23 protein-coding genes are annotated in these 23,294 nt (G+C 71.4%); 4 read left to right on the forward strand and 19 right to left on the reverse strand.

Annotated features, from left to right (window positions below):
* The first annotated feature begins 268 nt into the window (after nucleotides 1-268).
* The gene (locus tag HED23_RS23380) at nucleotides 269-1,051 is read left to right on the forward strand and encodes a hypothetical protein (RefSeq protein ID WP_203185344.1); all 783 of its coding nucleotides are present in this window, start codon (nucleotides 269-271) and stop codon (nucleotides 1,049-1,051) included.
* Between the two features lie 137 nt (nucleotides 1,052-1,188).
* Nucleotides 1,189-1,494, forward strand: coding sequence for a hypothetical protein (locus HED23_RS23385; protein WP_203185345.1), 306 nt, complete (start codon nucleotides 1,189-1,191; stop codon nucleotides 1,492-1,494).
* 66 nt (nucleotides 1,495-1,560) lie between these two features.
* On the opposite strand, the gene der is transcribed toward HED23_RS23385, so the two are convergent.
* From der to aroH, 5 genes are all read right to left on the reverse strand, one after another.
* Nucleotides 1,561-3,030, reverse strand: coding sequence for a ribosome biogenesis GTPase Der (der, locus tag HED23_RS23390; RefSeq protein WP_203185346.1), 1,470 nt, complete (start codon nucleotides 3,028-3,030; stop codon nucleotides 1,561-1,563).
* Nucleotides 3,031-3,093: 63 nt separating this feature from the next.
* Nucleotides 3,094-3,753 (reverse strand): lysophospholipid acyltransferase family protein, encoded by a 660-nt coding sequence (locus tag HED23_RS23395; RefSeq protein ID WP_203185347.1) that lies wholly within the window; start codon nucleotides 3,751-3,753, stop codon nucleotides 3,094-3,096.
* Nucleotides 3,750-4,466, reverse strand: a complete 717-nt coding sequence (cmk, locus tag HED23_RS23400; protein WP_203185348.1) for a (d)CMP kinase — start codon at nucleotides 4,464-4,466, stop codon at nucleotides 3,750-3,752. The genes HED23_RS23395 and cmk overlap by 4 nt, the downstream gene beginning before the upstream one ends.
* Nucleotides 4,467-4,586: 120 nt before the next feature.
* The gene (locus HED23_RS23405; protein ID WP_203185349.1) at nucleotides 4,587-5,672 is read right to left on the reverse strand and encodes a prephenate dehydrogenase; all 1,086 of its coding nucleotides are present in this window, start codon (nucleotides 5,670-5,672) and stop codon (nucleotides 4,587-4,589) included.
* Nucleotides 5,669-6,031: a chorismate mutase gene (gene aroH / locus HED23_RS23410; protein ID WP_203185350.1), complete on the reverse strand. Its 363-nt coding sequence runs from the start codon at nucleotides 6,029-6,031 to the stop codon at nucleotides 5,669-5,671. Before aroH ends, HED23_RS23405 begins: the two co-directional genes overlap by 4 nt.
* 218 nt (nucleotides 6,032-6,249) lie before the next feature.
* Here aroH and HED23_RS23415 point away from each other — a divergent pair, with 218 nt between their 5' ends.
* Together HED23_RS23415 and HED23_RS23420 are read left to right on the forward strand one after the other, a co-directional pair.
* The gene (locus HED23_RS23415; RefSeq protein ID WP_203185351.1) at nucleotides 6,250-6,651 is read left to right on the forward strand and encodes a Rieske (2Fe-2S) protein; all 402 of its coding nucleotides are present in this window, start codon (nucleotides 6,250-6,252) and stop codon (nucleotides 6,649-6,651) included.
* Between the two features lie 19 nt (nucleotides 6,652-6,670).
* On the forward strand, nucleotides 6,671-7,363 hold the full coding sequence (locus HED23_RS23420; protein WP_203185352.1) for a DNA polymerase beta superfamily protein: 693 nt from the start codon (nucleotides 6,671-6,673) through the stop codon (nucleotides 7,361-7,363).
* 16 nt (nucleotides 7,364-7,379) lie between these two features.
* On the opposite strand, the gene HED23_RS23425 is transcribed toward HED23_RS23420, so the two are convergent.
* The 14 genes from HED23_RS23425 to HED23_RS23490 form a co-directional block, all read right to left on the reverse strand.
* The gene (locus HED23_RS23425) at nucleotides 7,380-8,171 is read right to left on the reverse strand and encodes a DNA polymerase beta superfamily protein (protein WP_203185353.1); all 792 of its coding nucleotides are present in this window, start codon (nucleotides 8,169-8,171) and stop codon (nucleotides 7,380-7,382) included.
* 3 nt (nucleotides 8,172-8,174) lie between these two features.
* Nucleotides 8,175-9,197, reverse strand: coding sequence for an ADP-ribosylglycohydrolase family protein (locus HED23_RS23430; RefSeq protein WP_203185354.1), 1,023 nt, complete (start codon nucleotides 9,195-9,197; stop codon nucleotides 8,175-8,177).
* Nucleotides 9,194-9,937 (reverse strand): NUDIX hydrolase, encoded by a 744-nt coding sequence (locus HED23_RS23435; RefSeq protein WP_203185355.1) that lies wholly within the window; start codon nucleotides 9,935-9,937, stop codon nucleotides 9,194-9,196. Before HED23_RS23435 ends, HED23_RS23430 begins: the two co-directional genes overlap by 4 nt.
* Nucleotides 9,934-11,013 carry an AAA family ATPase gene (locus tag HED23_RS23440; protein ID WP_203185356.1) on the reverse strand — a complete coding sequence of 360 codons (1,080 nt, stop codon included), beginning with the start codon at nucleotides 11,011-11,013 and terminating at the stop codon, nucleotides 9,934-9,936. Before HED23_RS23440 ends, HED23_RS23435 begins: the two co-directional genes overlap by 4 nt.
* Complete coding sequence (gene pnuC / locus HED23_RS23445; protein WP_203185357.1) at nucleotides 11,010-11,663, reverse strand: nicotinamide riboside transporter PnuC; 654 nt, start codon at nucleotides 11,661-11,663, stop codon at nucleotides 11,010-11,012. The genes HED23_RS23440 and pnuC overlap by 4 nt, the downstream gene beginning before the upstream one ends.
* 127 nt (nucleotides 11,664-11,790) lie before the next feature.
* Entirely contained in the window at nucleotides 11,791-12,999 is a 1,209-nt protein-coding gene (locus HED23_RS23450; RefSeq protein ID WP_203185358.1) for a pseudouridine synthase, read from the reverse strand.
* Nucleotides 12,999-13,649, reverse strand: a complete 651-nt coding sequence (scpB, locus tag HED23_RS23455) for an SMC-Scp complex subunit ScpB (RefSeq protein WP_203185359.1) — start codon at nucleotides 13,647-13,649, stop codon at nucleotides 12,999-13,001. The genes HED23_RS23450 and scpB overlap by 1 nt, the downstream gene beginning before the upstream one ends.
* Nucleotides 13,646-14,773, reverse strand: a complete 1,128-nt coding sequence (locus HED23_RS23460; RefSeq protein WP_203185360.1) for a segregation and condensation protein A — start codon at nucleotides 14,771-14,773, stop codon at nucleotides 13,646-13,648. Before HED23_RS23460 ends, scpB begins: the two co-directional genes overlap by 4 nt.
* Nucleotides 14,774-14,877: 104 nt before the next feature.
* The gene (locus HED23_RS23465; RefSeq protein WP_238442087.1) at nucleotides 14,878-15,483 is read right to left on the reverse strand and encodes a hypothetical protein; all 606 of its coding nucleotides are present in this window, start codon (nucleotides 15,481-15,483) and stop codon (nucleotides 14,878-14,880) included.
* The gene (locus HED23_RS23470; protein WP_073751114.1) at nucleotides 15,468-16,586 is read right to left on the reverse strand and encodes a ParA family protein; all 1,119 of its coding nucleotides are present in this window, start codon (nucleotides 16,584-16,586) and stop codon (nucleotides 15,468-15,470) included. The genes HED23_RS23465 and HED23_RS23470 overlap by 16 nt, the downstream gene beginning before the upstream one ends.
* Nucleotides 16,587-16,945: 359 nt before the next feature.
* Nucleotides 16,946-18,061, reverse strand: coding sequence for an alanine dehydrogenase (gene ald, locus HED23_RS23475; protein WP_203187607.1), 1,116 nt, complete (start codon nucleotides 18,059-18,061; stop codon nucleotides 16,946-16,948).
* 163 nt (nucleotides 18,062-18,224) lie between these two features.
* Nucleotides 18,225-20,300, reverse strand: a complete 2,076-nt coding sequence (locus HED23_RS23480) for an ATP-binding protein (RefSeq protein WP_203185361.1) — start codon at nucleotides 20,298-20,300, stop codon at nucleotides 18,225-18,227.
* 346 nt (nucleotides 20,301-20,646) lie between these two features.
* Nucleotides 20,647-21,273 carry an NUDIX domain-containing protein gene (locus HED23_RS23485; protein ID WP_203185362.1) on the reverse strand — a complete coding sequence of 209 codons (627 nt, stop codon included), beginning with the start codon at nucleotides 21,271-21,273 and terminating at the stop codon, nucleotides 20,647-20,649.
* Between the two features lie 76 nt (nucleotides 21,274-21,349).
* On the reverse strand, nucleotides 21,350-23,020 hold the full coding sequence (locus HED23_RS23490; protein ID WP_203185363.1) for a CTP synthase: 1,671 nt from the start codon (nucleotides 23,018-23,020) through the stop codon (nucleotides 21,350-21,352).
* Between the last annotated feature and the right edge of the window lie 274 nt (nucleotides 23,021-23,294).

Genomic DNA, 23,294 nt, shown 5'->3' on the forward strand with positions numbered 1-23,294 from the left:
CAACGGACCTTACGTGGCGTCAGGAGGCGGCACAGCATTCGCACAGGAGTCGCACACACCCGTGACGTTTCGAACGAACATCCGTGCTCTGAAGGGCCGTACGCGGAATATTTGACTCCGGATCACATGCGCGATCTGCCTGTTCATCGGCCTGCCGGTTCCGGCGCTTAATCTCCGTTTTCGCGCGTGACCCCGGCCCCGGGTCTTCCGTTGTCTCTTCATGAGCCGGGAACCGCCCGGCCCACGCACCGAGTTCGAGGAGCCACCCGTGCCGCGCATGCTCGACGTCAGCGAGGACGTACGCGCCGAGATCGGCGATGCCGAAGCCGACCGGCTGCTCGTCGGCGACAGTGCCCCAGGCAGTTACGACTGCACCTCGTGCCGCACCCCCGGCGACTCCGACCAGGAGCGCACCAGCACGGTGCTCTTCGTGGGCGACGAGACCGCCGTGCTCGCCTTCGCCCATGCGACCTGCATCCCCTCGCAGGTCGTACAGGTAGCGGAGGACCAGCTCCAGGGCGCCGTGCGGTCCATCACCGGCAGCGAGCCACAGAATCCGGAGGGTCTCATGCCCGAACAGGCCGTCCTCGGCATCACCAGCGGTCTCGTCCTGATCGAGGACGACCTCCGCCCGGCCCTGGTCGTCGAACCGACCGGGCCGATCGCCCGGCCCGGCACGGACGGCAGCGGCGGCGACCAGTTCCTCCAGCTCCTGCTGGAGCAGGGTTTCCTGCCCACGCCCCACCTGAGCCGGCTGCCCGGTGTCCTCCCCGGCTGGTCGGTCCTCCTCGCCATGGGCCAGCTGCACGCCGTGCTTCAGCCGGGCGCCGGCGGTGGCAGCCCGGTGGCCTGGTGGCAGGCCCATCAGCCGCTCCAGGTCACCGAGGGCTGGCGGACGGCCGCCAACAAGTCGCAGAGCGTGCTGGTCTTCGCCGCGCCCGCCGGGTCCATCGGCCAGCAGCCGCGCGAGGACCTGCTCCGTGACGCGCTGGACAAGGCCGCGGTCAACGGCCTCCTGGTCGCCGCGACGATGCCGCTCGCCGGGACCTGAGCGTGGCCGTAGAGCCCTCCCCTGCCCGCCGAACAGCGATTTCTCCGCCAGGCCCGCATCCGACGGGCGGTGAGGTCGTTGGCACCTACGTGCACTCATACGACCCTCCTCGCCAGCAGCAGACCCCGATTCCGGCCATGCGCCCGTCGCAGGAGCCCTCGGGCGGCAGGTCCCCCACCCCGATCTACGACGCGCTGTACTCCGAGTACAGGCGATCGTTCAGGGCGCTTCCCGGGGATCGCACCGGTGAGGAGAATCTCGGCTTCAGAACGTTCGGCATCGGGATGTTCGGCAGCCGTGCACCGCTGGGCGGCCGTACGGCGGCGAACGCGCAGGGAAGCCATGGCTCGGCCGGCGGCAACCCGGGTTCCTGGCAGCGGGTCGGACGGCACGCCGGGCGTGCCCGGCCCGCGGCACTGCCGCCCGGGTCCACGGACGCCTGAGGGACACGGCGAAGCCCCGGACCCCCCGCTCCGCGCGGGGGGTCCGGGGCTTCGCCGTGTCGTCGGCTACTTCTTGCGGCCGCGCTTCTCACGCACCCGCACCGAGATGTGCAGCGGCGTGCCCTCGAAGCCGAACTCCTCTCGCAGGCGGCGCTCGACGAAGCGGCGGTAGCCGTGCTCCAGGAAGCCGGACGAGAAGAGCACGAAGCGCGGAGGCTTGATGCCCGCCTGGGTGCCGAAGAGGATGCGGGGCTGCTTGCCACCGCGCACCGGGTGCGGGTGGGAAGCGACGATCTCACCGAGGAAGGCGTTCAGCCTGCCGGTGGGGACACGGGTCTCCCAGCCCTCGATCGCGGTCTCGATCGCCGGGACCAGCTTCTCCATGTGCCGGCCGGTCACGGCCGACACGTTGACGCGCGGAGCCCAGGCGACCTGCGCGAGCTCCGTGTCGATCTCGCGCTCCAGGTAGTAGCGGCGCTCCTCGTCGAGGGTGTCCCACTTGTTGAAGGCGATGACGATCGCACGGCCGGCTTCCACGGCCATGGTGACGATGCGCTGGTCCTGGACGCTGATCGACTCGCTGGAGTCGATCAGGATGACGGCGACCTCGGCCTTCTCCACGGCGGCGGCGGTACGCAGCGAGGCGTAGTAGTCCGCGCCCTCCTGGAGGTGGACCTTCCGGCGGATGCCGGCCGTGTCGATGAACTTCCAGGTGATGCCGCCGAGCTCGATCAGCTCGTCGACCGGGTCACGGGTGGTGCCGGCGAGCTCGTTGACGACGACGCGGTCCTCGTTGGCGACCTTGTTCAGCAGCGATGACTTGCCGACGTTCGGACGCCCGATGAGCGCGATGCGGCGCGGTCCTCCGAGCGCGTTGCCGAACGTCTGGGCCGGGGCCTCGGGCAGCGCTTCCAGCACGGCGTCGAGCATGTCGCCGGTGCCGCGGCCGTGCAGGGAGGAGACCGGGTGGGGCTGGCCGAGACCGAGCGACCAGAGCGCGGTGGCGTCGGCCTCACCGCTCTGTCCGTCGACCTTGTTGGCACAGAGGACGACGGGCTTCTTGGCCCGGCGCAGCAGCTTGACGACGGCCTCGTCGGTGTCGGTCGCGCCGACGGTGGCGTCGACCACGAAGACGACCGCGTCGGCGGTGGAGATCGCGTACTCCGCCTGGGCGGCGACGGAGGCGTCGAGGCCCAGGACGTCCTGCTCCCAGCCGCCGGTGTCGACGAGCTTGAAGCGGCGGCCGGCCCATTCGGCCTCGTAGGTCACCCGGTCACGGGTGACGCCCGGCTTGTCCTGGACGACGGCCTCGCGGCGGCCGAGGATGCGGTTCACCAGGGTCGACTTGCCCACGTTCGGGCGGCCGACGACGGCGAGCACGGGAAGCGGCCCGTGACCGGCCTCACCGATCGCGCCCTCGACGTCCTCGAGGTCGAACCCCTCCTGCGCGGCGAGCTCCATGAACTCCGCGTACTCGGCATCGCCAAGTGCTCCGTGCTCGTGGTCCGAGCCGCCGGAGTGAATCTGGTCGTTCATGAAGTCCGTTCCTCTTTGCATCATCATCGATGGGCCACGATCGCGCGGCCCACTACTCAAGTGTCACAGGCGTCCGGTGAGACGCCTGGCGTTCTTCAGGTGAGCGGTCAGCTCACCCTGGATGCGCAGCGTCGCCTCGTCCAGCGCTTTCCTGGTCCGCCGCCCGCTGCCGTCGCCGGCCTGGAAGGCGTCGCCGAAGACGACGTCGACCCGGCTGCGCAGCGGAGGCAGTGCCGATATCAACCGGCCACGGCGCTCCGTGCTTCCCAGGACCGCGACGGGAACGATCGGCGCCCCGCCGCGCACCGCGAAGTACGCGAGCCCCGCACGCAGGGAGGCGAAGTCTCCTTCGCCCCTGGTGCCCTCGGGAAAGATCCCGAGGACCCCGCCGTCGTCCAGCACGCCGAGTGCCTGCGTGATGGCGTTGCGGTCGACGGTCGTACGGTCCACCTTCAGCTGCCCGATTCCGCGCAGGAACGGGTCGAGGGGGCCGACGAACGCCTCCTTCTTGATCAGGAAGTGGACGGGCCTGGGCGCGGTGCCCATCAGCATCGGTCCGTCGATGTTGTGCGCGTGGTTCACCGCGAGTATGACGGGTCCCGTGGTGGGGACGCGCCACGCGCCGAGCACACGGGGCTTGAACAGCCCGTACATGAGCCCGATGCCGATCCCGCGTCCGACGGCCGCTCCGCGCAGCGTCGGCGCGGCGGTGGCTTCGGTCACTTGGCGGCCTGCTTCTCCCCGACGAGGGTGACGACGCACTCGATGACCTGCGCGAGGGTCAGGTCGGTGGTGTCCACCTCGACGGCGTCCCCGGCCTTGGCCAGCGGCGAGGTCTTGCGGCCGGAGTCGGCGGCGTCCCGCTTGATCAGGGCCTCCCGGGTGGCGGCCAGGTCGGATCCCTTGACCTCACCGCTGCGGCGGGCGGCGCGCGCCTCCGGCGAGGCGGTGAGGAAGATCTTGATGTCGGCGTCGGGCAGGACGGTGGTGCCGATGTCACGGCCCTCGACGACGATGCCCCGCTCGGCCTCCTCGGCGATCGAGCGCTGCAGCTCGGTGATGAGGGCGCGTACCTCGGGCACGGCGCTGACGGCGCTGACCTTGGAGGTGACCTCCTGCGTACGGATCGGGCCCGAGGCGTCCTCGCCGTCGACGGTGATCGTCGGGGCGGACGGGTCCGTTCCGGAGACGATGACCGGCTTGGCGGCGGCGGTGGCGATCTCGGCGGGGTTCTGCACGTCGATGCCGTTGTTCAGCATCCACCACGTGATTGCCCGGTACTGGGCGCCGGTGTCCAGGTAGCTGAGGCCGAGCTGGGCGGCGACGGCCTTGGAGGTGCTCGACTTGCCTGTGCCGGACGGACCGTCGATGGCGACGATCACTGCGGCCGGGGCTGTCCGGGCGGCGGCGCTTACGGTTTCCACGGTGGTGGACACCTTCCTGGTACACGAGGGCGGGCGGAGCGGGGCAGGGCAGACCGGAGCGCCCTCCCCACAAGGTTACCGAGTGCGTGAAGCGGCTTTGCACCCCTGTCTCCGGGGCCCGTCCCGGGCCCGCTACGGGCGGATCGACCAGCCTCGTTCGCCGAGGGCCGCGCTCAGTGCGGGTGCGGCGCTCGGCTCGACCATCAGCTGGACCAGTCCGGCCTGCTGGCCGGTGGCGTGCTCGATGCGGACGTCCTCGATGTTGACGCCGGCGCGCCCCGCGTCGGCGAAGATCGCTGCCAGCTCGCCCGGCCGGTCGCTGATGAGCACGGCGACGATCTCGTACGAGGCCGGGGCGGCCCCGTGCTTGCCGGGAACCCTGACCCGGCCCGCGTTTCCGCGGCGCAGGACGTCCTCGATGCCTTCGGTGCCCGTGCGGCGCTTGTCCTCGTCGGCGGACTGCAGGCCCCGCAGCGCCCGGACGGTCCCGTCCAGGTCGGCGGCCACTCCCGCCAGCACGTCGGCGACCGGGCCGGGGTTGGCGGAGAGGATCTCCACCCACATCCGGGGGTCGGAGGCCGCGATGCGGGTGACGTCCCTGATCCCCTGGCCGCACAGGCGGACGGCGGTCTCGTCGGCCTCCTCCAGCCGGGCGGCGACCATCGAGGAGATCAGCTGCGGGGTGTGGGAGACCAGGGCGACGGCACGGTCGTGGGCGTCGGCGTCCATGACGACCGGGACGGCCCGGCAGAGCGCGACCAGTTCCAGGGCCAGGTTGAGGACCTCGGTGTCGGTCTCCCGGGTCGGTGTGAGGACCCAGGGGCGGCCCTCGAAGAGGTCGGCGGTGGCCGCGAGGGGCCCTGAGCGCTCCTTGCCGGCCATGGGGTGCGTGCCGATGTACGCCGTGAGGTCGGCCCCGAGCGCCTCCAGCTCGCGGCGCGGCCCGCCCTTGACGCTGGCGACGTCCAGGTAGGCGCGGGCGACGCCGTCGCGCATGGCGGTGGCGAGCACGGCGGCGGTGTGTGCGGGCGGTACGGCGACGACCGCCAGGTCGACGGGGCCCTCGGGGGCCTCGTCGGTGCCGGCGCCGAGCGCGGCGGCGGTGTGGGCCGAGGACGGGTCGCTGTCGACGAGGTGCACCTGGACGCCGCGTCCCGCGAGGGCGAGGGCGGCGGAGGTGCCGACCAGGCCGGTTCCGATGACGAGGGCTGTTCTCACTGGGCGATGTCCTTGCGGAGGGCGCCGGTGGCGCCGAGGTAGACGTGGCTGATCTCTGCCTTGGAGAGATACGTCTCCACGTGCGCGAGGACGCGGACGACGCGGGGCATGGCCCCGTCGATGTCGAGTTCCTGCGCGCAGATCAGCGGTACGTCGACGATGCCGAGGCCGCGGGCGGCTGCCGCCGGGAAGTCGCTGTGCAGGTCGGGGGTGGCGGTGAACCAGACACTGATCAGGTCGTCGGCGACGATCTGGTTGCGTTCCAGGACCGCGGTGAGGAGCTCGCTCACCCGCTCATCCATGTGCCCGGCTTCGTCCCGCTCCAGCTGGACGGCCCCTCGGACTGCTCGTACCGCCACGTCGTACCCCATCGTCGCCTCGTGCTGTGTGCCCTTTCAGCCTAGAGGTGCGGCGGCGGCGCCGGTCACCGTGCTCTGTCCGTGAGACGCGGCGGGGCGTGCCGCTCCGGGGACACCCGGTCGGGCGCACGCCCCGGCGGGTCGTGCGGCCCGGGCGCCGTGCGGGGTCACGATGCCTTTCATCGGCAACATGTATCGATCCCCCTGCGAGGAGTGCCATGGACGCACGGCGAAGGACGGTCCTGGCGGCGGGAGCCGCCGCACTGGTGACCGGCTGCGGCTCGTCGGAGGAGGGCGGAGGTGACGAGAGCTCCCCGCCGCCGGCCTCCGGGGACGCGGAGCTGACGGGTACGGCCGACGTGCCGGTCGGCGGCGGCACGATCTTCAAGGACCGGAAGATCGTGGTGACGCAGCCGGCCGCCGGCGAGTTCAAGGCCTTCTCCGCGGTGTGCACCCACGCCGGCTGCATCGTCTCGACGGTCGCCGACGGCACGATCGACTGCGCGTGCCACGGCAGCCGGTTCGGCATCAAGGACGGCGCCGTGGAGAACGGCCCGGCGACACGCCCGCTGCCCGCCGAGCGGATCACGGTCGAGGGCGACAGCATCCGGCTCGCGTAGACCGCGTAGCCTCGCGCGCATGATCACCCCTGAAGGCGCGCGGCTCGTGCGGGAGCACACCGTCTACTCCTGTGTGATGGGCTCCCGCGCCTTCGGGCTGGCCACCGACGGCAGCGACACCGACCGTCGCGGGGTGTTCCTCGCGCCCACCCCGCTGTTCTGGGGCTTCGCGAAACCGCCGACGCATGTCGAGGGTCCGGCCGACGAGCAGTTCTCCTGGGAGCTGGAGCGCTTCTGTGAGCTGGCGCTGCGGGCGAACCCCAATGTGCTGGAGTGCCTGCACTCCCCGCTGGTGGAGCGGATCGACACCACGGGCCGGGAGCTCCTCGCCCTGCGCGGGGCCTTCCTGTCCCGGCATGCCCACGGGACGTTCGTGCGCTACGCGCTGGGCCAGCGGCGGAAGCTGGAGGCCGATGTCCGGGCGCACGGCGCTCCGCGCTGGAAGCACGCCATGCATCTGCTGCGTCTGCTGGCGTCCTGCCGGGACCTGCTGAGGACGGGTGAGCTGCGGATCGAGGTGGGGGACGCACGCGAGGACCTGCTGGCGGTGAAGCGGGGAGAGGTCCCGTGGGCCGAGGTCGAACGCCGGATGACGCGCCTGGCCGAGGAGAACGACGCGGCGGTCTCGCGCTCCCCGCTGCCGCCGGAGCCCGACCGGGAACGCGTCGAGGCGTTCCTGGTCCGGACCCGGCGGGCGTCGGCGGGCGGATAGAGCCCTGCGGGGCCTGTCAGGACGGGACGCTCTCCCCCAGCCGCGCCCGGACGACGAGATCGTGCAGGTCGTCGAAGCCCGAGGGCGCCTCGGCGAGCCGTGACGAGGCCTGCGTCTCGTGCAGCACGGTGTGCAGCGCCTCGACGTCCCGTGCGACGGCCGGCCCGTCGACCTCGTTCGCCGCCCCGTGCTCGGCTGTCGCCTTCGCCTCGATCAGCGCGGGCAGGTAGTCCGGCGCGGCCACCTCGTTGAGCAGGGTCGGCAGATGTGCCACCAGGGTGCCGGAGCGCATCAGATGGATGCCGGTGAGCAGCGCGCGGAACGTGTAGAGGAGCGGCTTCAGTTCGCCGGTCCTCTCGAACAGCCGCCACTGCGTACCGGCGAAACCCCGGTAGTGGTGGGCGTGGTTGCGGGTCACCACCGCCGGGGCAAGCGCGGTGAGTTCCGCGTGGAGGGCCGTGGTGTGCACCACCAGCGGCGACAGCAGCTGCTCCAGCACGTAGCCGTTGGGCTTCAGCATGAGCCGGACGAACTTGCGGAGGTCGTGGGTGACGAGGTCCATCTCGGTCCCGTCGTGGTCCCACATCCGCGAGCGCGTCTCCTCCGGCTCCCGGAGGCCGACGAGATCCTCCGCGGGCAGGACGTGGACCCCCCGCAGGTCCACGTCCGAGTCCCGCGAGGGGAAGCCGTACAGGTGGGCGCCCGAGACCGTGGCGAACAGGATGGGGCAGGGCTCCTCGGCGATCACCGGGGCCAGGTCGGTGACCGGCAGCCCGGCCTGTCGCAGGAGTGTCGTGTCGCTTCGCATGGATCAGGCGTCCCAGAGCGCTGCCAGCGACAGCAGGTCGCTGCGGTACTCGACGCGTTCCGACCACTCCTTGGGCCAGGCCCCCGCCCCCAGGTGTGCTCCCGCGAAGGCGCCCGTGAGGCAGCCGAGGGAGTCGGAGTCGCCCCGTGTGCAGGCGGCCCTGCGCAGAGCGGTGACCGGTTCCTCGGGGAAGAGCAGGAAGCAGTGCAGGGCCGTCGCGAGGGCCTCCTCGGCGATCCAGCCGTCGCCGGTCCGCTCGCACGGGTCGGTCTCCGGAGACGGGTCGCGCAGAGCGTCCTGGACCCGGGCGAGCGCGGTGAGGCACTCGTCCCAGCCCCGGTTGATGAACGCCTCGGGTGAGGCGTCGTGGGTGTACCGCCACAGGTCACCGAGCCACCGGGTGAGGTAGCGGCCGCGGTTCTCGTAGGCGTACGAGCGCAACTGGCCGACCAGGCCGAGCGGTTCGGCCCCCTGTGCGAGGAGGAACACCGCGCGGGCCGTCAGGTCGGAGGCTGCGAGGGCGGTGGGATGGCCGTGGGTGAGTGCGGCCTGGAGCTGGGCGGCCCCGGCACGCTGTTCGTCACTGAGGCCGGGTACGAGACCGATGGGTGCGACGCGCATGTTGGCGCCGCAGCCCTTGGAGCCGGTACGGCTGGCCTCCTGCCAGACCCGGTTGCCCTCCAGCAGCTCGCACGCCTCCAGGCAGGTGCGGCCGGGGGCGCGGTTGTTCTCGGGTGAGCGGTTCCACCGGACGAACTCCTCCCGGACCGGGCCCACCATCCGCTCCGGGGTGAGCAGCCCCTGGTCCATGGCGGTGCGGATGCCGCGCCCGAGAGCGATCGTCATCTGGGTGTCGTCGGTGACGAACGCGGGCTTCGGCAGTCGCATCTGACGCCAGGGCCCGCACTTCGCGAGGATCGCGGGGACGTCGTTGAACTCGGTGGGGAAGCCCAGCGCGTCGCCGAGCGCGAGCCCGGTCAGCGTGCCTGTGGCCGCCTGCTTGGTGAGAATTCTTGTCGGGATCATGGTGTCCGTCCTTCAGGGCGTCCTTCCGGGCGCAGCAATGGCGGGTGCAGGGCGGTAGCGGCACCCGCCCGGTAGAGAGCGGCCGGTTTCCCCCGGCCGCCGGTACGGCGCGGCGGTCCGTCCACGGCCTGGACGAATCCGGGCGTGGTAAGGACCTTGCGCCGGAAATTGGGCCGGTCCAGCTCGACGCCCCATACGGTCTCGTAGACCTGCTGGAGCTCACCGAGGGTGAACTCGGCGGGGCAGAACGCGGTGGCCAGGCAGGAATACTCGAGCCTCGCGCCGATCCGGTCGTGCGCGTCGGCCAGGATGCGGTCGTGGTCGAAGGCGAGCGGCCCGGTGGCGCCCGCGTCCCACCACTGCGCGTGTGCCGCGTCCCCGCCGCCCCGTGGTTCGGGGAGGTCGGGCACGAGCGCGGCGTAAGCGACGGAGACGACCCGCATCCTGGGGTCGCGGTCCGGATCGGTGTAGGTGCGCAGCTGTTCGAGGTGGAAGCCGCACACGGACTTCTGGGTGAGACCGGTCTCCTCGGCGAGCTCGCGGCGGGCCGCCGCCTCGGCGGACTCCCGGGGGAGGACGAAGCCGCCGGGCAACGCCCAGCGCCCCTTGTAGGGGGCCTGGCCGCGCTCCACGAGCAGCACATGGAGCCGTGCTTCGCGGACGGTGAAGACGGCGAGATCGACGGTGACGGCGAAGGGGAAGAACGCGTGGGGGTCGTACCCCTCGGGGACGGTGCTCATCGTCGCTCCGGCAGGGGCGCGGTGAAGTGCCAGCCGGCGGTGAGGAGCTCGTCCACGGCGGCGACCGCCGTGTGCAGGCGCTCGTCGCGGGTCCCTGCGATCTCGATGAACCGCCGCCCCGTCCGGACGAGTTCGGCGCGGAAGCGGTCCGTCATCCAGGGCCGCAGCTCCTCGCCGTCGCGTAGTCCGTCGTCCTCGAAGGCGACCCCCTCGTGGCCGGTGAGCAGATAGAGGTGGTGGGCGACCCGGTCGGCGGTCTCCTCGACGAGCGGGTTGCGTCCGCCGATGTAGCGCTCGTGCCAGACGGTGGTGGCGAAGGAGTCGGTGTCGCAGAAGAGGACCGGGGAACCGACCCGGGCGGCGGCCTCCTCCCTGGTGTTCTGGGTCTCGGCGATGAGCGGGAAGTCGTCGGTGGTGAAGGTGACGTCCTCCCACTCGGCGCCCGGCCACCGGTCGCGGAGGGCGGCGAGTTTCGCCTCGCTGAACTCCCTGCCGTACTCGGCCACGTAACGTGTCTGCGCCCATACGCCGCCGCGCCCGCGGTAGTGGCCGGCCAGGGCGCGGGCCAGGGTCGTGGTGCCGGTGGACTCGGCGCCCAGGACGACGATCCGGCGGGCGAGCGCGGCGCGTACGGGCGGTTCCAGGTAGTCCCAGGAGCGGACGGGGTCGGCGCGGACCGCGGTGCCCGACACGGGGAAGAGGGTGCGGGCGGGGTCGACCAGGACGGATTCCGCGCCGAAGCGTCGGGCCAGTTCCTCGCCGTACGCCTCCGAGGTGAAGACGGCGTCGACCCGCTCGGGCACGGCGGCGGTGAAGACCTCCATGTGCGCGTCCCAGACGGCCTCGTCCGTGACGTCCATGTGGTGGTCGTCGACAGTGCCCACCACCCGTACGTCGGGGTGGGCCTCCTTCATCCAGGCGACCCGGTCGGCGAGCGGCACGGATTCCACGGTGGCGGCGCAGACCAGGACGGTGAGCCGCTCGCAGCGGTCACGCGCGGTGCGGACGAGATGGTGGTGGCCGGCGTGCGGCGGGTAGAACTTCCCGAGGACGAGACCGTGCCCGTGGCGCTTCATACCGTCACCACCGCCTGCTCGCGCCGCGCCGGGGCGAGGTCCCGGCTCCAGTTGCGCAGCCCGATGACACAGAGAGTGAGGAATCCGGCGTACAGCAGGGAGGTCAGATAGAGCTCCTTGTACGCGTACAGCGGGATGTACACCACGTCGGCGGCGATCCAGAGCCACCAGGACTCGACGCGCTTACGGCACTGCCCGTACGTCGCCATCAGCGACAGCGAGGTGGTCAGGGCGTCCCAGAACGGCACGGTCGAATCCGTGGCCCGTGACAGCAGCAGGGTGAGCCCGAGGGTCCCCGCAGCCCCCGCCGCGAGCAGCCAGGTCCATTCGGTGCGGGTGGTGCTCCGCACCGGCAGGACGGATGTACCCGGTCCACCCCCGTGGGTCCAGGTCCACCAGCCGTACGCGGCGAGGGAGATGAAGACGATCTGCAGGCCGGCGTCGGCGTACAGACCGGACTGGGCGAACAGCAGGATGAAGAACAGGTTGTTGGCGATGCCGATCGGCCAGTTGGCGAGGTGCTGGCGGGCCACGAGCCAGACGCACAGAGCACCACTGCCGAATCCCAGCACCTCGGTCCAGCTGACCGGGGTGTCGAGGACCGTCACCAAGGGCTGTTGCAGGGGGTCGAGTACGTCTGCGAGCGTCACGCCGCCTCCTTCTTAATGGTCACTCTGACTATAAAGAAGAAACGGCGGCCGCAAAAGGCCCGCGGCCGGTTCCTGTTCGGAAAATGAACGAGGAACCGGCCGCGGGCCGTTGCGGGTCAGGCGGTGACTAGAGGCCGACCTCGCGCATGAGCATGCCCACCTCGGTGTTGGTCAGGCGGCGCAGCCAGCCCGACTTCTGGTCGCCCAGCGGGATCGGTCCGAAGGACGTCCGCACGAGGCGGTCGACCGGGAAGCCGGCCTCGGCCAGCATCCGGCGGACGATGTGCTTGCGGCCCTCGTGGAGGGTGACCTCGACCAGGTAGTTCTTGCCGGTGTTCTCGACGACCCGGAAGTGGTCGGCGCGGGCGTACCCGTCCTCCAGCTGGATGCCGTCCTTGAGCCGCTTGCCGAGGTCGCGCGGGAGCGGGCCCTGGATGGCGGCGAGGTAGGTCTTCTTCACGCCGTACTTGGGGTGCGTCAGGCGGTGGGCCAGCTCACCGTGGTTGGTGAGGAGGATGATGCCCTCGGTCTCGGTGTCGAGCCGACCGACGTGGAACAGCCGCGTCTCGCGGTTGTTGACGTAGTCACCCAGATTCTGGCGGCCGTCCGGGTCGCCCATGGTGGAGACGACGCCGACGGGCTTGTTCAGCGCGAAGAAGAGGTACGACTGGGTGGCGACGGTCAGGCCGTCGACCTTGATCTCGTCCTTCTGCGGGTCGACGCGCATGCCCTGCTCCAGGACGATCTCGCCGTTGACCTCGACCCTGGCCTGCTCGATCAGTTCCTCGCACGCCCGGCGCGAGCCCATTCCGGCCCTGGCGAGGATCTTCTGCAGACGCTCGCCCTCCTGCTCGGCGCCCGGGTGGGTCTTCGGCGTCCGGATCTCGGGCTTGTCGGCGTACCGGTCGCGGTTGCGCTGCTCGATCTTGGCGTCGAGCTCGCGGGGGCGAGCGGGCGCTCCCTGGCGCCGGCCGCCCTTGCTCACGTTCTGCGCCGGCTTCGGGCCGCCCTTGGCGCCGCCGCGGGCCGCCGCGCCGCGGCCCTTGCGGGGGCCTCCGTCGCCGCCCGGCTTGTCGGAGCCCACGTCGTAGCGGCGCTCCTCGGGACGGGGCCGGCGGGGGCGCTGCTCCTGGCTGTCGTCGCGCCCGGAGCCGGAGACCCGGGGGTTCGGGTTGCTGTTCCTGCCGGTTCCGGCGTTGTTCCTGCCGCCGCTCCAACCGCCGCCACCGCTCCGGCCACCGCCACCGCTCCGGCCGCCGCTGTTGCCGCCGCCGCTCCGGCCGCCGCCGCTGTTGCCGCCGCTGCCGCTTCCGCTGTTCCTGCCACTGCTTCGCATCAAAAATCCGTCTTGTCGTCTGCGTGAGTATCCGGGGTGTCCGGTGCGTCCGGATCGAACGACGGCACACCCTCTAGCGTCTCAGCCTCGATCGCATCCGCCTCCGGGAGGAAGGGCGCGAGCTCCGGGAGCTCGTCCAGGCCTCGCAGGCCCATGCGCTCCAGAAAGTAGTTCGTCGTCCTGTACAGGATCGCACCTGTTTCGGGTTCCGCGCCCGCCTCCCCGACGAGACCCCTCTGGAGCAGGGTCCGCATGACGCCGTCGCAGTTCACTCCGCGTACCGCCGAGACCCTCGACCGGCTGACCGGCTGACGGTACGCGACCACCGCGAGCGTCTCCAGCGCGGCCTGGGTGAGCCGGGCGTGCTGGCCGTCCAGGACGAAGCCCTCGACCGCCTCCGCGTACTCGGGGCGGGTGTAGAAGCGCCAGCCCCCGGCGACGAGCCTCAGGTCGAATCCCCGGCGCTGGACGGTGTACTCGTCGGCCAGCTCCCGCAGCGCGTCCGCGACGGCCCGGCGGGGCCGCTGGAGGACCTTGGCGAGGTGTTCCTCGGTGGCGGGCTCGTCGACGACCATGAGGACCGCCTCCAGGGCGGGCTTGAGGTCGAGCCCCGCGACCGCGGCGTCGCGCCCGTCGTCGTCCGTGCTCATTCCTGTACGTCCTCCTGCGGCTCGCGCGTCTCTTGGTCGAACTCGTCCGTGACCACCGGTTCCGCGCCCTCGCCCCCGGCCCAGCGCACCACGAGGTCTCCGAGCGCCTCCTCCTGGTCGAGCGCGACCGCCTTCTCCCGGTAGAGCTCCAGGAGCGCCAGGAAGCGGGCGACGACGGTGAGGGTGTCCGCCGCGTCCTCGGTGAGCACCCGGAAGCTGATCTCGCCCTCGGCCCTCAGCCGCGCCACCACGATCTCCGCCTGTTCGCGCACGCTGACCAGCGGCGCGTGGATGTGGTCGACGTACACCTGCGGCTCGGGCCTCGGCTGCATAGCCTTGACCGCGAGCCGGGCGAACCCCTCGGGGCCGATGCTGATCACGACCTCGGGCAGCAGCGCGGCGTGCTGGGGTTCGAGCCCCACGGTACGGGGGTGGCGGCGGGACTCGGACTCCAGCCGGTCGCTGAAGATCTCCGCGATCCGCTTGTACGCGCGGTACTGCAGCAGCCGCGCGAAGAGGAGGTCCCGCGCCTCCAGGAGGGCGAGGTCCGCCTCGTCCTCCACCTCGGCGGTGGGGAGCAGCCGGGCGGCCTTCAGGTCGAGGAGCGTCGCGGCGACGACGAGGAACTCGGTGGTCTGGTCGAGGTCCCAGTCGGGTCCCATGGCCCGGATGTACGCCATGAACTCGTCGGTGACCTTCGACAGCGCGACCTCGGTCACATCGAGCTTGTGCTTGGAGATCAGCTGGAGGAGCAGGTCGAAGGGGCCCTCGAAGTTGACGAGCCGCACGGTGAACCGCCGGTCGTCTGCGGCCCCGGCGGCTGCCTCCTGGGCGGCCTCGGGCACGGCTCCGGCCTCGGCAGCCGCCTCACGGGCTTCCGCGGGCTCAGGGAGCGGAAGGGCGTCCGGAGGGACGGGAGGGCGCTCGGCAGGGCCGGTGACGTCCGGAACGGGCTCAGGGGCCTCTGTGGCCGCCCCGGCGCCGGGCGGGGCCGACGAGGCGGTGTAGGCCTCACGGAGGGCCGCAGGAGCCTCAGGAGCCGCCGGGGCGGCCGCAGCCCGTATCCCCGGCCCGCGGCCGAGGGCACGGCGGTGCGGGCGGGGCGTGTCGTCGGCAGTCGGCATGTGCTGGGGTCCAGGGGTGCGGCGGGAGGCGGGCGGTGGCCCCGGGGCGGAGCCGCCCGTACGCACGGCGGCCCTCCCCCGGCAGGCTACCGGCGCCGCGCCGGTCAGCGGCCCCGCAGTCTCCGTACGAGGATGCTCGCGTCGCCACGCGACTCGAGGTCGGCCAGCACCACGGCGACGGCCTCCCGGACGATGCGCCCGCGGTCGACGGCGAGTCCGTGCTCACCGCGCAGCACGAGGCGCGCGTGCTCGAGGTCCATCAGTTCCTCGGCCGACACGTAGACGGTGATCTTCTCGTCGTGGCGTTCCCTGCCACTGGGCCTGCGGTTCGCTCCCCGCCCGCCACCGCCGCGTCCGCGCTGCGGCTGGACGGTGGGAGCCGCCTCCTGGGCGGGCGTGGTGCGGGTGCGGGGCGGGGCAGCGGCGCCCCGGACGTCGCCTTCCGCGCGGCTGCGCGAGCCGCCGCCGTCGGCGTCCGCCGCGGAGTGCTCCTCACGGGACGCCCCGGCGGGTGCGGGTGTGTCACCGCCGCCCGGTGCGCCGCCCTGGCCTGTGTCCGCCGCGGGATCGCCCTCTCCGGCAGGTGCGGGAACCCGCGCCTCGCCGTTCGCCTTGCGTCGCCGCTCTGCGGGGGACGAGGCCTGGAGGCCCATGCCCCCGGTGGTACGGAACAACTCGTCGGCCCCCGGCAGACTCACTCGGCGTGACACCGGGCGAGCACCTCCCTGGCGAGCTGGCGGTAGGCGGCGGCACCGACGGAGTTCGACGCGTACGTGGTGATGGGTTCACCGGCGACCGTGGTCTCCGGGAAGCGCACCGTGCGACCGATGACGGTGTGGTAGACGTGGTCGTCGAAGGCCTCGACGACGCGGGCGAGCACCTCACGGCTGTGCACCGTGCGGGAGTCGTACATGGTGGCGAGGATGCCGTCCAGTTCCAGCTCGGGGTTGAGCCGCTCCTGGACCTTCTCGATCGTCTCGGTGAGCAGTGCCACACCGCGAAGCGCGAAGAATTCGCACTCGAGCGGGACTATCACCTTGTGAGCCGCCGTCAGGGCGTTCACGGTGAGCAGGCCGAGAGAGGGCTGACAGTCGATCACGATGTAGTCGTAGTCGGCCATCAGCGGCTTGAGGGCGCGCTGCAGCGTCGACTCCCGGGCCACCTCGCTCACCAGCTGCACCTCGGCGGCCGAGAGGTCGATGTTGCTGGGGAGCAGGTCCATGTTGGGCACGGCCGTCTTCAGCAGGACCTCGTCGGCCGCCATGCCCCGCTCCATGAGCAGGTTGTAGACGGTGAGGTCGAGCTCCATCGGGTTGACCCCGAGGCCCACGGACAGGGCTCCCTGCGGGTCGAAGTCGACGAGCAGGACCCGCCGGCCGTACTCCGCGAGTGCGGCGCCCAGGTTGATGGTCGACGTGGTCTTGCCCACGCCGCCCTTCTGGTTGCACATCGCGATGATCTTCGCGGGACCGTGGTCGGTCAGCGGACCGGGAATCGGGAAGTACGGCAACGGCCGGCCGGTGGGGCCGATCCGCTCACGGCGCTGACGGGCTGCGTCGGGCGCGAGCGTGGCCGCGTACTCCGGATCGGGCTCGTATTCGGCATCGGGGTCGTAGAAGTGCCCCTCGGGCACCTCGGCGAAGTCGGCGAAGTGGGCGGTCTCTCGGCCACTTTCGTTGCCGGCCATGGCGTTCACGTGTAGGCCGTCCATCATCTGGGGGGCTGTCGTCATGTGCTGGTGGGTGGCGAAGGTGCGGACAGCGACGGAGCCGACAGCTTCGAGCCCGATCGGGCTCAGACCCCGTGCAGGCATCCCTGGTTGACCACCCCCGGGAGTAATTGTCGACTCATTCACAAGTCGTCTTACCTCCTTGGATGTGACCAGGAAACTTATCGATAGGTCAGCGTGGCACCATGCCGACGATTGGCGACTCTATGGCGTGTCACCGGTTCGCAGCAACACAATCCGCCGGACCCGGCCCGATGTGTCGGCAATCGAACACCCCTCTGTCAAGAGCGCGGAGCGCCCGCGGCGCACCTTTCGCGGGGGTGCAAAAAGGGTAGAGGGTTACGTCTCCGGCGAGTTGGGCCGGGGCCCCTCACGCGTCCGGCCGGACCCCGCTGAGCGGGGTCCGGCCGGACGTGTGAGGTTGACGGAGAGGGTTGACCCGCTCAGCCGAGGAGCGTGCTCAGCTCGACGTGGTCGAGGCCGTGCGCCTCGGCCACCTCACGGTAAACCACCTGACCGTCATGGGTGTTGAGACCCTTGGCCAACGCGGCGTCACGACGCAGGGCGTCGGCCCAGCCCCTGTTTGCGAGCTCCAGGATGTAGGGCAGCGTGGCGTTCGTGAGGGCGTAGGTGGAGGTGTTCGGCACCGCGCCCGGCATGTTCGCGACGCAGTAGAAGACCGAGTTGTGCACGGTGAAGGTCGGCTCGGCGTGCGTGGTCGGATACGAGTCCTCGAAGCAGCCTCCCTGGTCGATCGCAATGTCGACAAGAACACTTCCGGGCTTCATCTTCGCGACGAGCTCGTTGGTGACCAGCTTCGGCGCCTTCGCCCCCGGGATGAGGACGGCACCCACGACGAGGTCGGCCTCCACGACGGCCCTCTCGAGCTCGAGGGCGTTGGAGACGACGGTCCGCACCTTCGTGCCGAAGACCTTGTCGGCCTCACGCAGCTTGTTGATGTCCCTGTCGAGCAGCGTGACGTGGAAGCCGAGCCCGACGGCGATCTGCGTGGCGTTCCAGCCGGAGACTCCGCCACCGATGACGACGGCCCTGGCCGAACCGGTGCCGGGAACTCCGCCGGGGAGCACACCGCGTCCACCGACCGAGCGCATCAGGTGGTACGCGCCGACCTGCGGGGCGAGACGGCCGGCGACCTCCGACATCGGGGCGAGCAGCGGCAGCGCTCGGGTCGCGGTCTCGACGGTCTCGTAGGCGATGGCGGTCGTGCCCGACTCGAGCAGGGCGTCCGTGCACGCGCGGGAGGCGGCGAGGTGCAGATACGTGAAGAGCGTCTGGCCCTTGCGGAGGCGGTGGTACTCCTCGGCGACCGGCTCCTTGACCTTGAGCAGAAGGTCGGCGGCGGCCCAGACCTCGTCGGCGGTGGGCAGGATCTGCGCACCGGCGGCGACGTACTCGGCGTCGGGGATGGAGGACCCTTCACCGGCGTGCCGCTCGACGAGGACCTGGTGGCCGTGACGGACGAGCTCATGCACTCCGGCAGGGGTGATGGCCACCCGGAACTCGTTGTTCTTGACTTCGCGGGGGATGCCGACCTTCACGTCGATCACGGTCCTTGGCTCGGAGAAACGCTCGGACACAACGGGAGATACCCGCATGAACCAAGCATAAGGGGAGACACCGCGGGGATGTGCGGCAGAGCCATCATTAATGAAGGGCTTCTCGCTGTCCAGCCTTACAAAGCATTAAGTTTTGATCTAAGTACTACGGATTTCGTAGGTCGGCCTCATCTTCATCAGCGGCCTGACCGTCCTCAACCAGCAGCCTGTCGGCCGCCGCGCGGTGCAGCCGGGCCGCGGCGGGATCCCCTAGGCGGTCGAGGGTGTCCGCCAGCCTGAGCTCGAGCGCCGCCTGGAGACGCGCGTCACCCGCCCTGCGCGCCAGGTCGACCGCGTCCCGGCAGGTGTGCAGCGATTCCTGCGGCCTGCCCGCGTACTCCTGCACCCGCGCGGCTTCACTGAGCGCCCGCGCCTGGGCGGGGAGGTCACCGAGCCTGCGGTGGCCCGCAGCCGCCGCCCGCCAGTTGCGCAGGGCCTCGCCGTACCGCCCGGCGTATGTATGGACCGCTCCGAGCCGCCCGTACAGCCGCGCCTCGTCGGCCCGCTCCCCCTGCATGAGCCGCTGCGCGAGCGCCCTGCCGTACCAGTCCGATGCCCGGTTGAAGTCCCCCAGCTCCGCGTGGGCGCCACCTGCGGATTCCATCGCCCTGCCGGTCGCGTAGTGGTCGTTCGCCGCGCGTCCTGCGTCCAGCGCCGCCCGGTAGCGGGCCAGCGCCTCCCGCGTACGGCCGGTCCTGGCGTCCAGATCGCCGAGATTGAGCAGGGCGGCGGCCTTCTCCCGGGGCAGATCGCGGCGCTCCGCCACATCGAGGACCAGGCCGTGCAGCCCGTACAGCACGGGTGCGGCCTCCTCGGTGCCCCGGTGCGCCGCGAGCGCGCGGACGAGCGCGGCCACCAGCCGGCGGGCGAGGGTGTCCAGTTCCCCGTCGCGCACCGCCACGCGGGCGGAGGCCAGCAGCGCCGGCTCCCGGATCCGCAGCCACTCGGCGGCGGACCCGGGATCGGGGAAGCGCAGAGAGCGCGGCAGTCCGGCGAGCCGGCGGCGGGCCGGCGAGTCCTCGGGATCGGTGACCGCGCGGCATGCCTGGAGCCTGCGCACGGTCCGCTCCAGCATCCTGGCCCGGGCCAGCTGGATCTCGGCGGGCCGCTCCCGTTCCTCCAGCACGCCGCGCACCAGAGGCGCGAGACAGCCGGGTACCTCGTACTGCGGCTGCTCGGCACCGTTGGTCCTGAGCAGCCCGGACCTGACGAGATCGTCCAGGGTCGTCCGGGCGGCCGACACGGAGCACCCTGCCAGCGCGGAGGCGGTGTGGGCGTCGGCCAGCCCGGCGGGCGCGAGGGCGAGCAGCCGCAGTATCCGGGCGGTCGCCGGTGGCAGCGACTCGTGGACCAGCCGGAAGGCGCGGGCCAACGGCCGGGCGCCGGCGGGCTGTTCCGGGTCGTCCGGCTGGTCGCGCAACTGCTTGGCCACATCGGCCACCGACGCGCCGGGCCGGGCGGCGAGCCAGCCCGCGACCAGAGTGAGGGCGGCGGGCTGTCCCCCGCACTCCTCCGTGAGCGTCTCGGCGGTCCGCGGGTCGACCGTGATGCGGACCTGGCCGATGGTGCGGGCCAGCAGCTGCACGGCGGAGCCCGCGTCCAGCCCGCCGATCGTGCACGGCCGGACGCCGGGGATTCCGGTGAGGGGGCCGGTGGCGGTGGCGACGACCAGGCAGTCCGGGTTGTCCGGGAGGAGCGGATCGACCTGCTCCGCGTCCACGGCGTCGTCGAGCAGGATCAGGGCGCGCCGCACGGCGAACGCCTCCCGGACCATCTCGGAGAGCTCGTCCTCGTCGGCTCCGGGCGGGGCGCTGACGGCGAGCAGGTCCAGGAGCGCGCGTGCGGTGCGTTCGGCGGGGACGCGCTCCCCCTCCGGTTCGGTGAGCGAGACCCGGAACACCCCGTCGGGATACCCACCGGGTTCCGCGAGCCGACGGGCGAGTTCGGCGGCGAGAGCCGTACGTCCGGATCCCGGCCGTCCGGCGATCAGCAGCACCCGGGCGCGGGCCGCCTTGCGACCGGCCAGGGTGTCCAGGCCCGCGCGCCCGATGTCCTCCTGAAGGGCTTTCAACTCGCGTTCGCGGCCGAAGAACTGAGGCTGTGTCACGTTCGGCGGTTCCTTGGCCCCCGCCGTCCCCGCCATTCCGGCCGGACCGCTGGTGTCCACCGCCTGATCGGTCACGGGCCACGCTCCACTTCGCTGCACGCGGTTGCCCGCCGGAACTCCGGTCGGGGCCTTTCGAGCGTAGTTCAGCGGTGCGGACGATCACGGCCGAGCACCGCGGAAACGTCCCTCGATCGGATCAACATTTCGTACGATCGGCCTCCGATCGGCCTGACGCGGGACCGCCCCGGCGAGGGCGGACCGGCGCTCGCCCGGGCGGCCGGAACACCGGACGCGACACGGGCCGGACGCCGGACGCGACGAGGACCGGAACGCCGAGGACCACGAGGGCGGGACCGGCGTCGACGCGAACCGGCCCGGCCGTGGCACGGGCCGGCCCGTCGGCGGGACGGCCCGTACCGGATCAGGCCTCGAACGGGCGGGCCGGCCAGGGCGCCTCGGCCGGGCGCAGCGAGTCCACGCCGTCGCCGGCGAGCACCGCGGTGAGCGAGAGGACGCCGACGACCAGGCAGTTGTTGTGCAGGTCACCCGCCAGGACACCCCGTACGAGCTCCTGGAGGGGCACCCGCGCCTGCTCCATGTCGGCCTCCTCCTCGGCGACCTCGAAGCGCTCGCCCTCGGCCTCGGAGAGGTCCCGGGCGAGGAAGACGCGCACGGCTTCGTCGCAGCCTCCGGGGGTGGTGTAGACGTCGGTCAGCACCCGCCAGTCCTCGGCCTTGACGTGGGCCTCCTCGTAGAGCTCGCGCTGTGCGGCGTGCAGCGGGTTCTCGCCGGGGACGTCGAGCAGACCCGCCGGGATCTCCCACAGCTTGTGGCGCACCGGGTGCCGGTACTGCCGCAGGATGAGGACCCGGCCGTCGGCGTCGAGCGCGAGCACGGCCACGGAGCCCGGGTGGACCTGGTAGTCGCGGCTGTGGACGCTGCCGTCGGGCATCACGACGTCGTCGGTGCGGACGCTGGTCTTGTTACCGGTGAAGGGGGTCACCGTCGCGGTGACCTGCCACTCCTCGGGCGTGTCCTGGAAACCCATGTACGTCCTCCCACGAACAAACAGAAACCGGGGCACGCACCCGTCAAGGATCCGTACCCCGGTCAACCGTATCGCCTTACGCGTCGGCGCCGGTCCCCTGCGCCGCGACCTTGCGCTCCACGGCTGCCTTCACCAGGCCGGCGAAGAGCGGGTGGGGACGGGTCGGGCGGGAGCGCAGCTCCGGGTGCGCCTGAGTGGCGACGAGGTAGGGGTGGACCTCACGCGGGTACTCGACGTACTCGACGAGCTTGTTGTCCGGGGAGGTGCCGGAGAAGACCAGTCCGGCCTTCTTCTCGAGCTCAGCGCGGTAGCCGTTGTTGACCTCGTAGCGGTGGCGGTGGCGCTCCTCGACGTACGGCTCGCCGGCGTAGGCCTCGCGTACCAGGGAGCCCTCGGCGAGCTTCGCCGGGTACAGGCCGAGCCGCATGGTGCCGCCCAGGTCGCCCGCGCCCTCGACGTACGCGAGCTGCTCCTCCATCGTGGAGATGACGGGGTGGCCCGTGGCGGCGTCGAACTCGGTGGAGTTGGCGTCGGTGATGCCCGCGAGGTTGCGCGCGGCCTCGATCACGATGCACTGCAGGCCGAGGCAGAGGCCGAGCAGCGGCACCTTGTTCTCGCGGGCGTACTGGATGGCGCCCACCTTGCCGATCACACCGCGCTCGCCGAAGCCGCCGGGGATGCAGATCGCGTCGACGTCGCCGAGCTGCTTCTGCGCGCCTGCCGGGGTCTTGCAGTCGTCGGAGGCGACCCACTTGACCTTGACGCGGGCCTTGTTCGCGAAACCGCCGGCCCGGATGGCCTCGGTGACCGAGAGGTAGGCGTCGGGCAGGTCGATGTACTTGCCGACCAGGGCGACGACGACCTCGTGGTCGGGGTTGTGGACCCGGTCCAGCAGGTCGTCCCAGGTGGTCCAGTCGACGTCGCGGAACGGGAGGTCCAGCTTGCGGACGACGTAGGCGTCCAGGCCCTCGGTGTGCAGCACCTTGGGGATGTCGTAGATCGACTTGGCGTCCACGCAGGCCACCACGGCGGCCTCGTCGACGTCGCACATCAGCGAGATCTTGCGCTTGATGGCGGTCGGGACGTCACGGTCGGCGCGCAGCACGATGGCGTCCGGCTGGATGCCGATGTTGCGCAGGGCGGCGACGGAGTGCTGGGTGGGCTTGGTCTTCAGCTCGCCGGACGGGCCGATGTAGGGCAGCAGCGAGATGTGCACGACGAAGACGTTGTCGCGGCCGACCTCGTGGCGGACCTGGCGGACGGTCTCCAGGAAGGGCAGCGACTCGATGTCGCCGACCGTGCCGCCGACCTCGGTGATGACGACGTCCACGTCGTCGGTCGCCATGCGGCGGATGCGGTGCTTGATCTCGTTGGTGATGTGCGGGATGACCTGGACGGTGTCGCCGAGGTACTCGCCGCGGCGCTCCTTGGCGATGACCTGGGAGTAGACCTGACCGGTCGTGACGTTGGCCGAGCCGTCGAGGTCGACGTCGAGGAAGCGCTCGTAGTGGCCGATGTCCAGGTCGGTCTCGGCGCCGTCGTTCGTGACGAACACCTCACCGTGCTGGAAGGGGTTCATCGTGCCGGGGTCGACGTTGAGGTAGGGGTCGAGCTTCTGCATGGTGACCCGAAGGCCACGTGCCTTGAGCAGGGCACCCAGGCTGGAGGCAGTCAGACCCTTGCCGAGGGAGGAGGCGACACCCCCGGTGACGAAGATGTGCTTGGTCGTCGTGGATGTGGGCTGCATAGCCAAAGGGGGCTCCCGTGGTCGCGATCGTGAGGTGCGTGCCGGCATGCCGTACGGAGATTTCCGGAGGCGCCGTCGCTGCGGTTCGGGGGCCTCGTCCACTGTCGGGACGACCACCGGTCCACGGGCTACCAGGGTAACAGCGACGAGGGGAGGCCGCTTCCGGCCATGCCCCCACCTGTTCGGGCACAAGATCACCACGTTCGTTTCAGGTCCCACCCATTCGCCCAGGACAGGGGTCGGACAACTTGTGGACAGTCGCGCGGATCTCCCG

The sequence above is a fragment of the Streptomyces pratensis genome, assembly GCF_016804005.1.
GTDB lineage: Bacteria > Actinomycetota > Actinomycetes > Streptomycetales > Streptomycetaceae > Streptomyces > Streptomyces pratensis_A.

Bases quoted from the DNA above. Each gene is read 5' to 3' on its own strand.
- HED23_RS23440 (WP_203185356.1), bottom strand. From the start codon at position 11,013: ATGAAGCGCCACGGGCACGGTCTCGTCCTCGGGAAGTTCTACCCGCCG.
- HED23_RS23485 (WP_203185362.1), bottom strand. From the start codon at position 21,273: ATGGGTTTCCAGGACACGCCCGAGGAGTGGCAGGTCACCGCGACGGTG.
- HED23_RS23490 (WP_203185363.1), bottom strand. From the start codon at position 23,020: ATGCAGCCCACATCCACGACGACCAAGCACATCTTCGTCACCGGGGGT.
- HED23_RS23415 (WP_203185351.1), top strand. From the start codon at position 6,250: ATGGACGCACGGCGAAGGACGGTCCTGGCGGCGGGAGCCGCCGCACTG.
- HED23_RS23470 (WP_073751114.1), bottom strand. From the start codon at position 16,586: ATGCCTGCACGGGGTCTGAGCCCGATCGGGCTCGAAGCTGTCGGCTCC.
- HED23_RS23420 (WP_203185352.1), top strand. From the start codon at position 6,671: ATGATCACCCCTGAAGGCGCGCGGCTCGTGCGGGAGCACACCGTCTAC.
- scpB (WP_203185359.1), bottom strand. From the start codon at position 13,649: ATGAGCACGGACGACGACGGGCGCGACGCCGCGGTCGCGGGGCTCGAC.
- der (WP_203185346.1), bottom strand. From the start codon at position 3,030: ATGAACGACCAGATTCACTCCGGCGGCTCGGACCACGAGCACGGAGCA.
- HED23_RS23425 (WP_203185353.1), bottom strand. From the start codon at position 8,171: ATGCGAAGCGACACGACACTCCTGCGACAGGCCGGGCTGCCGGTCACC.
- HED23_RS23385 (WP_203185345.1), top strand. From the start codon at position 1,189: ATGCGCCCGTCGCAGGAGCCCTCGGGCGGCAGGTCCCCCACCCCGATC.
- HED23_RS23450 (WP_203185358.1), bottom strand. From the start codon at position 12,999: ATGCGAAGCAGTGGCAGGAACAGCGGAAGCGGCAGCGGCGGCAACAGC.
- HED23_RS23430 (WP_203185354.1), bottom strand. From the start codon at position 9,197: ATGATCCCGACAAGAATTCTCACCAAGCAGGCGGCCACAGGCACGCTG.
- HED23_RS23460 (WP_203185360.1), bottom strand. From the start codon at position 14,773: ATGCCGACTGCCGACGACACGCCCCGCCCGCACCGCCGTGCCCTCGGC.
- HED23_RS23435 (WP_203185355.1), bottom strand. From the start codon at position 9,937: ATGAGCACCGTCCCCGAGGGGTACGACCCCCACGCGTTCTTCCCCTTC.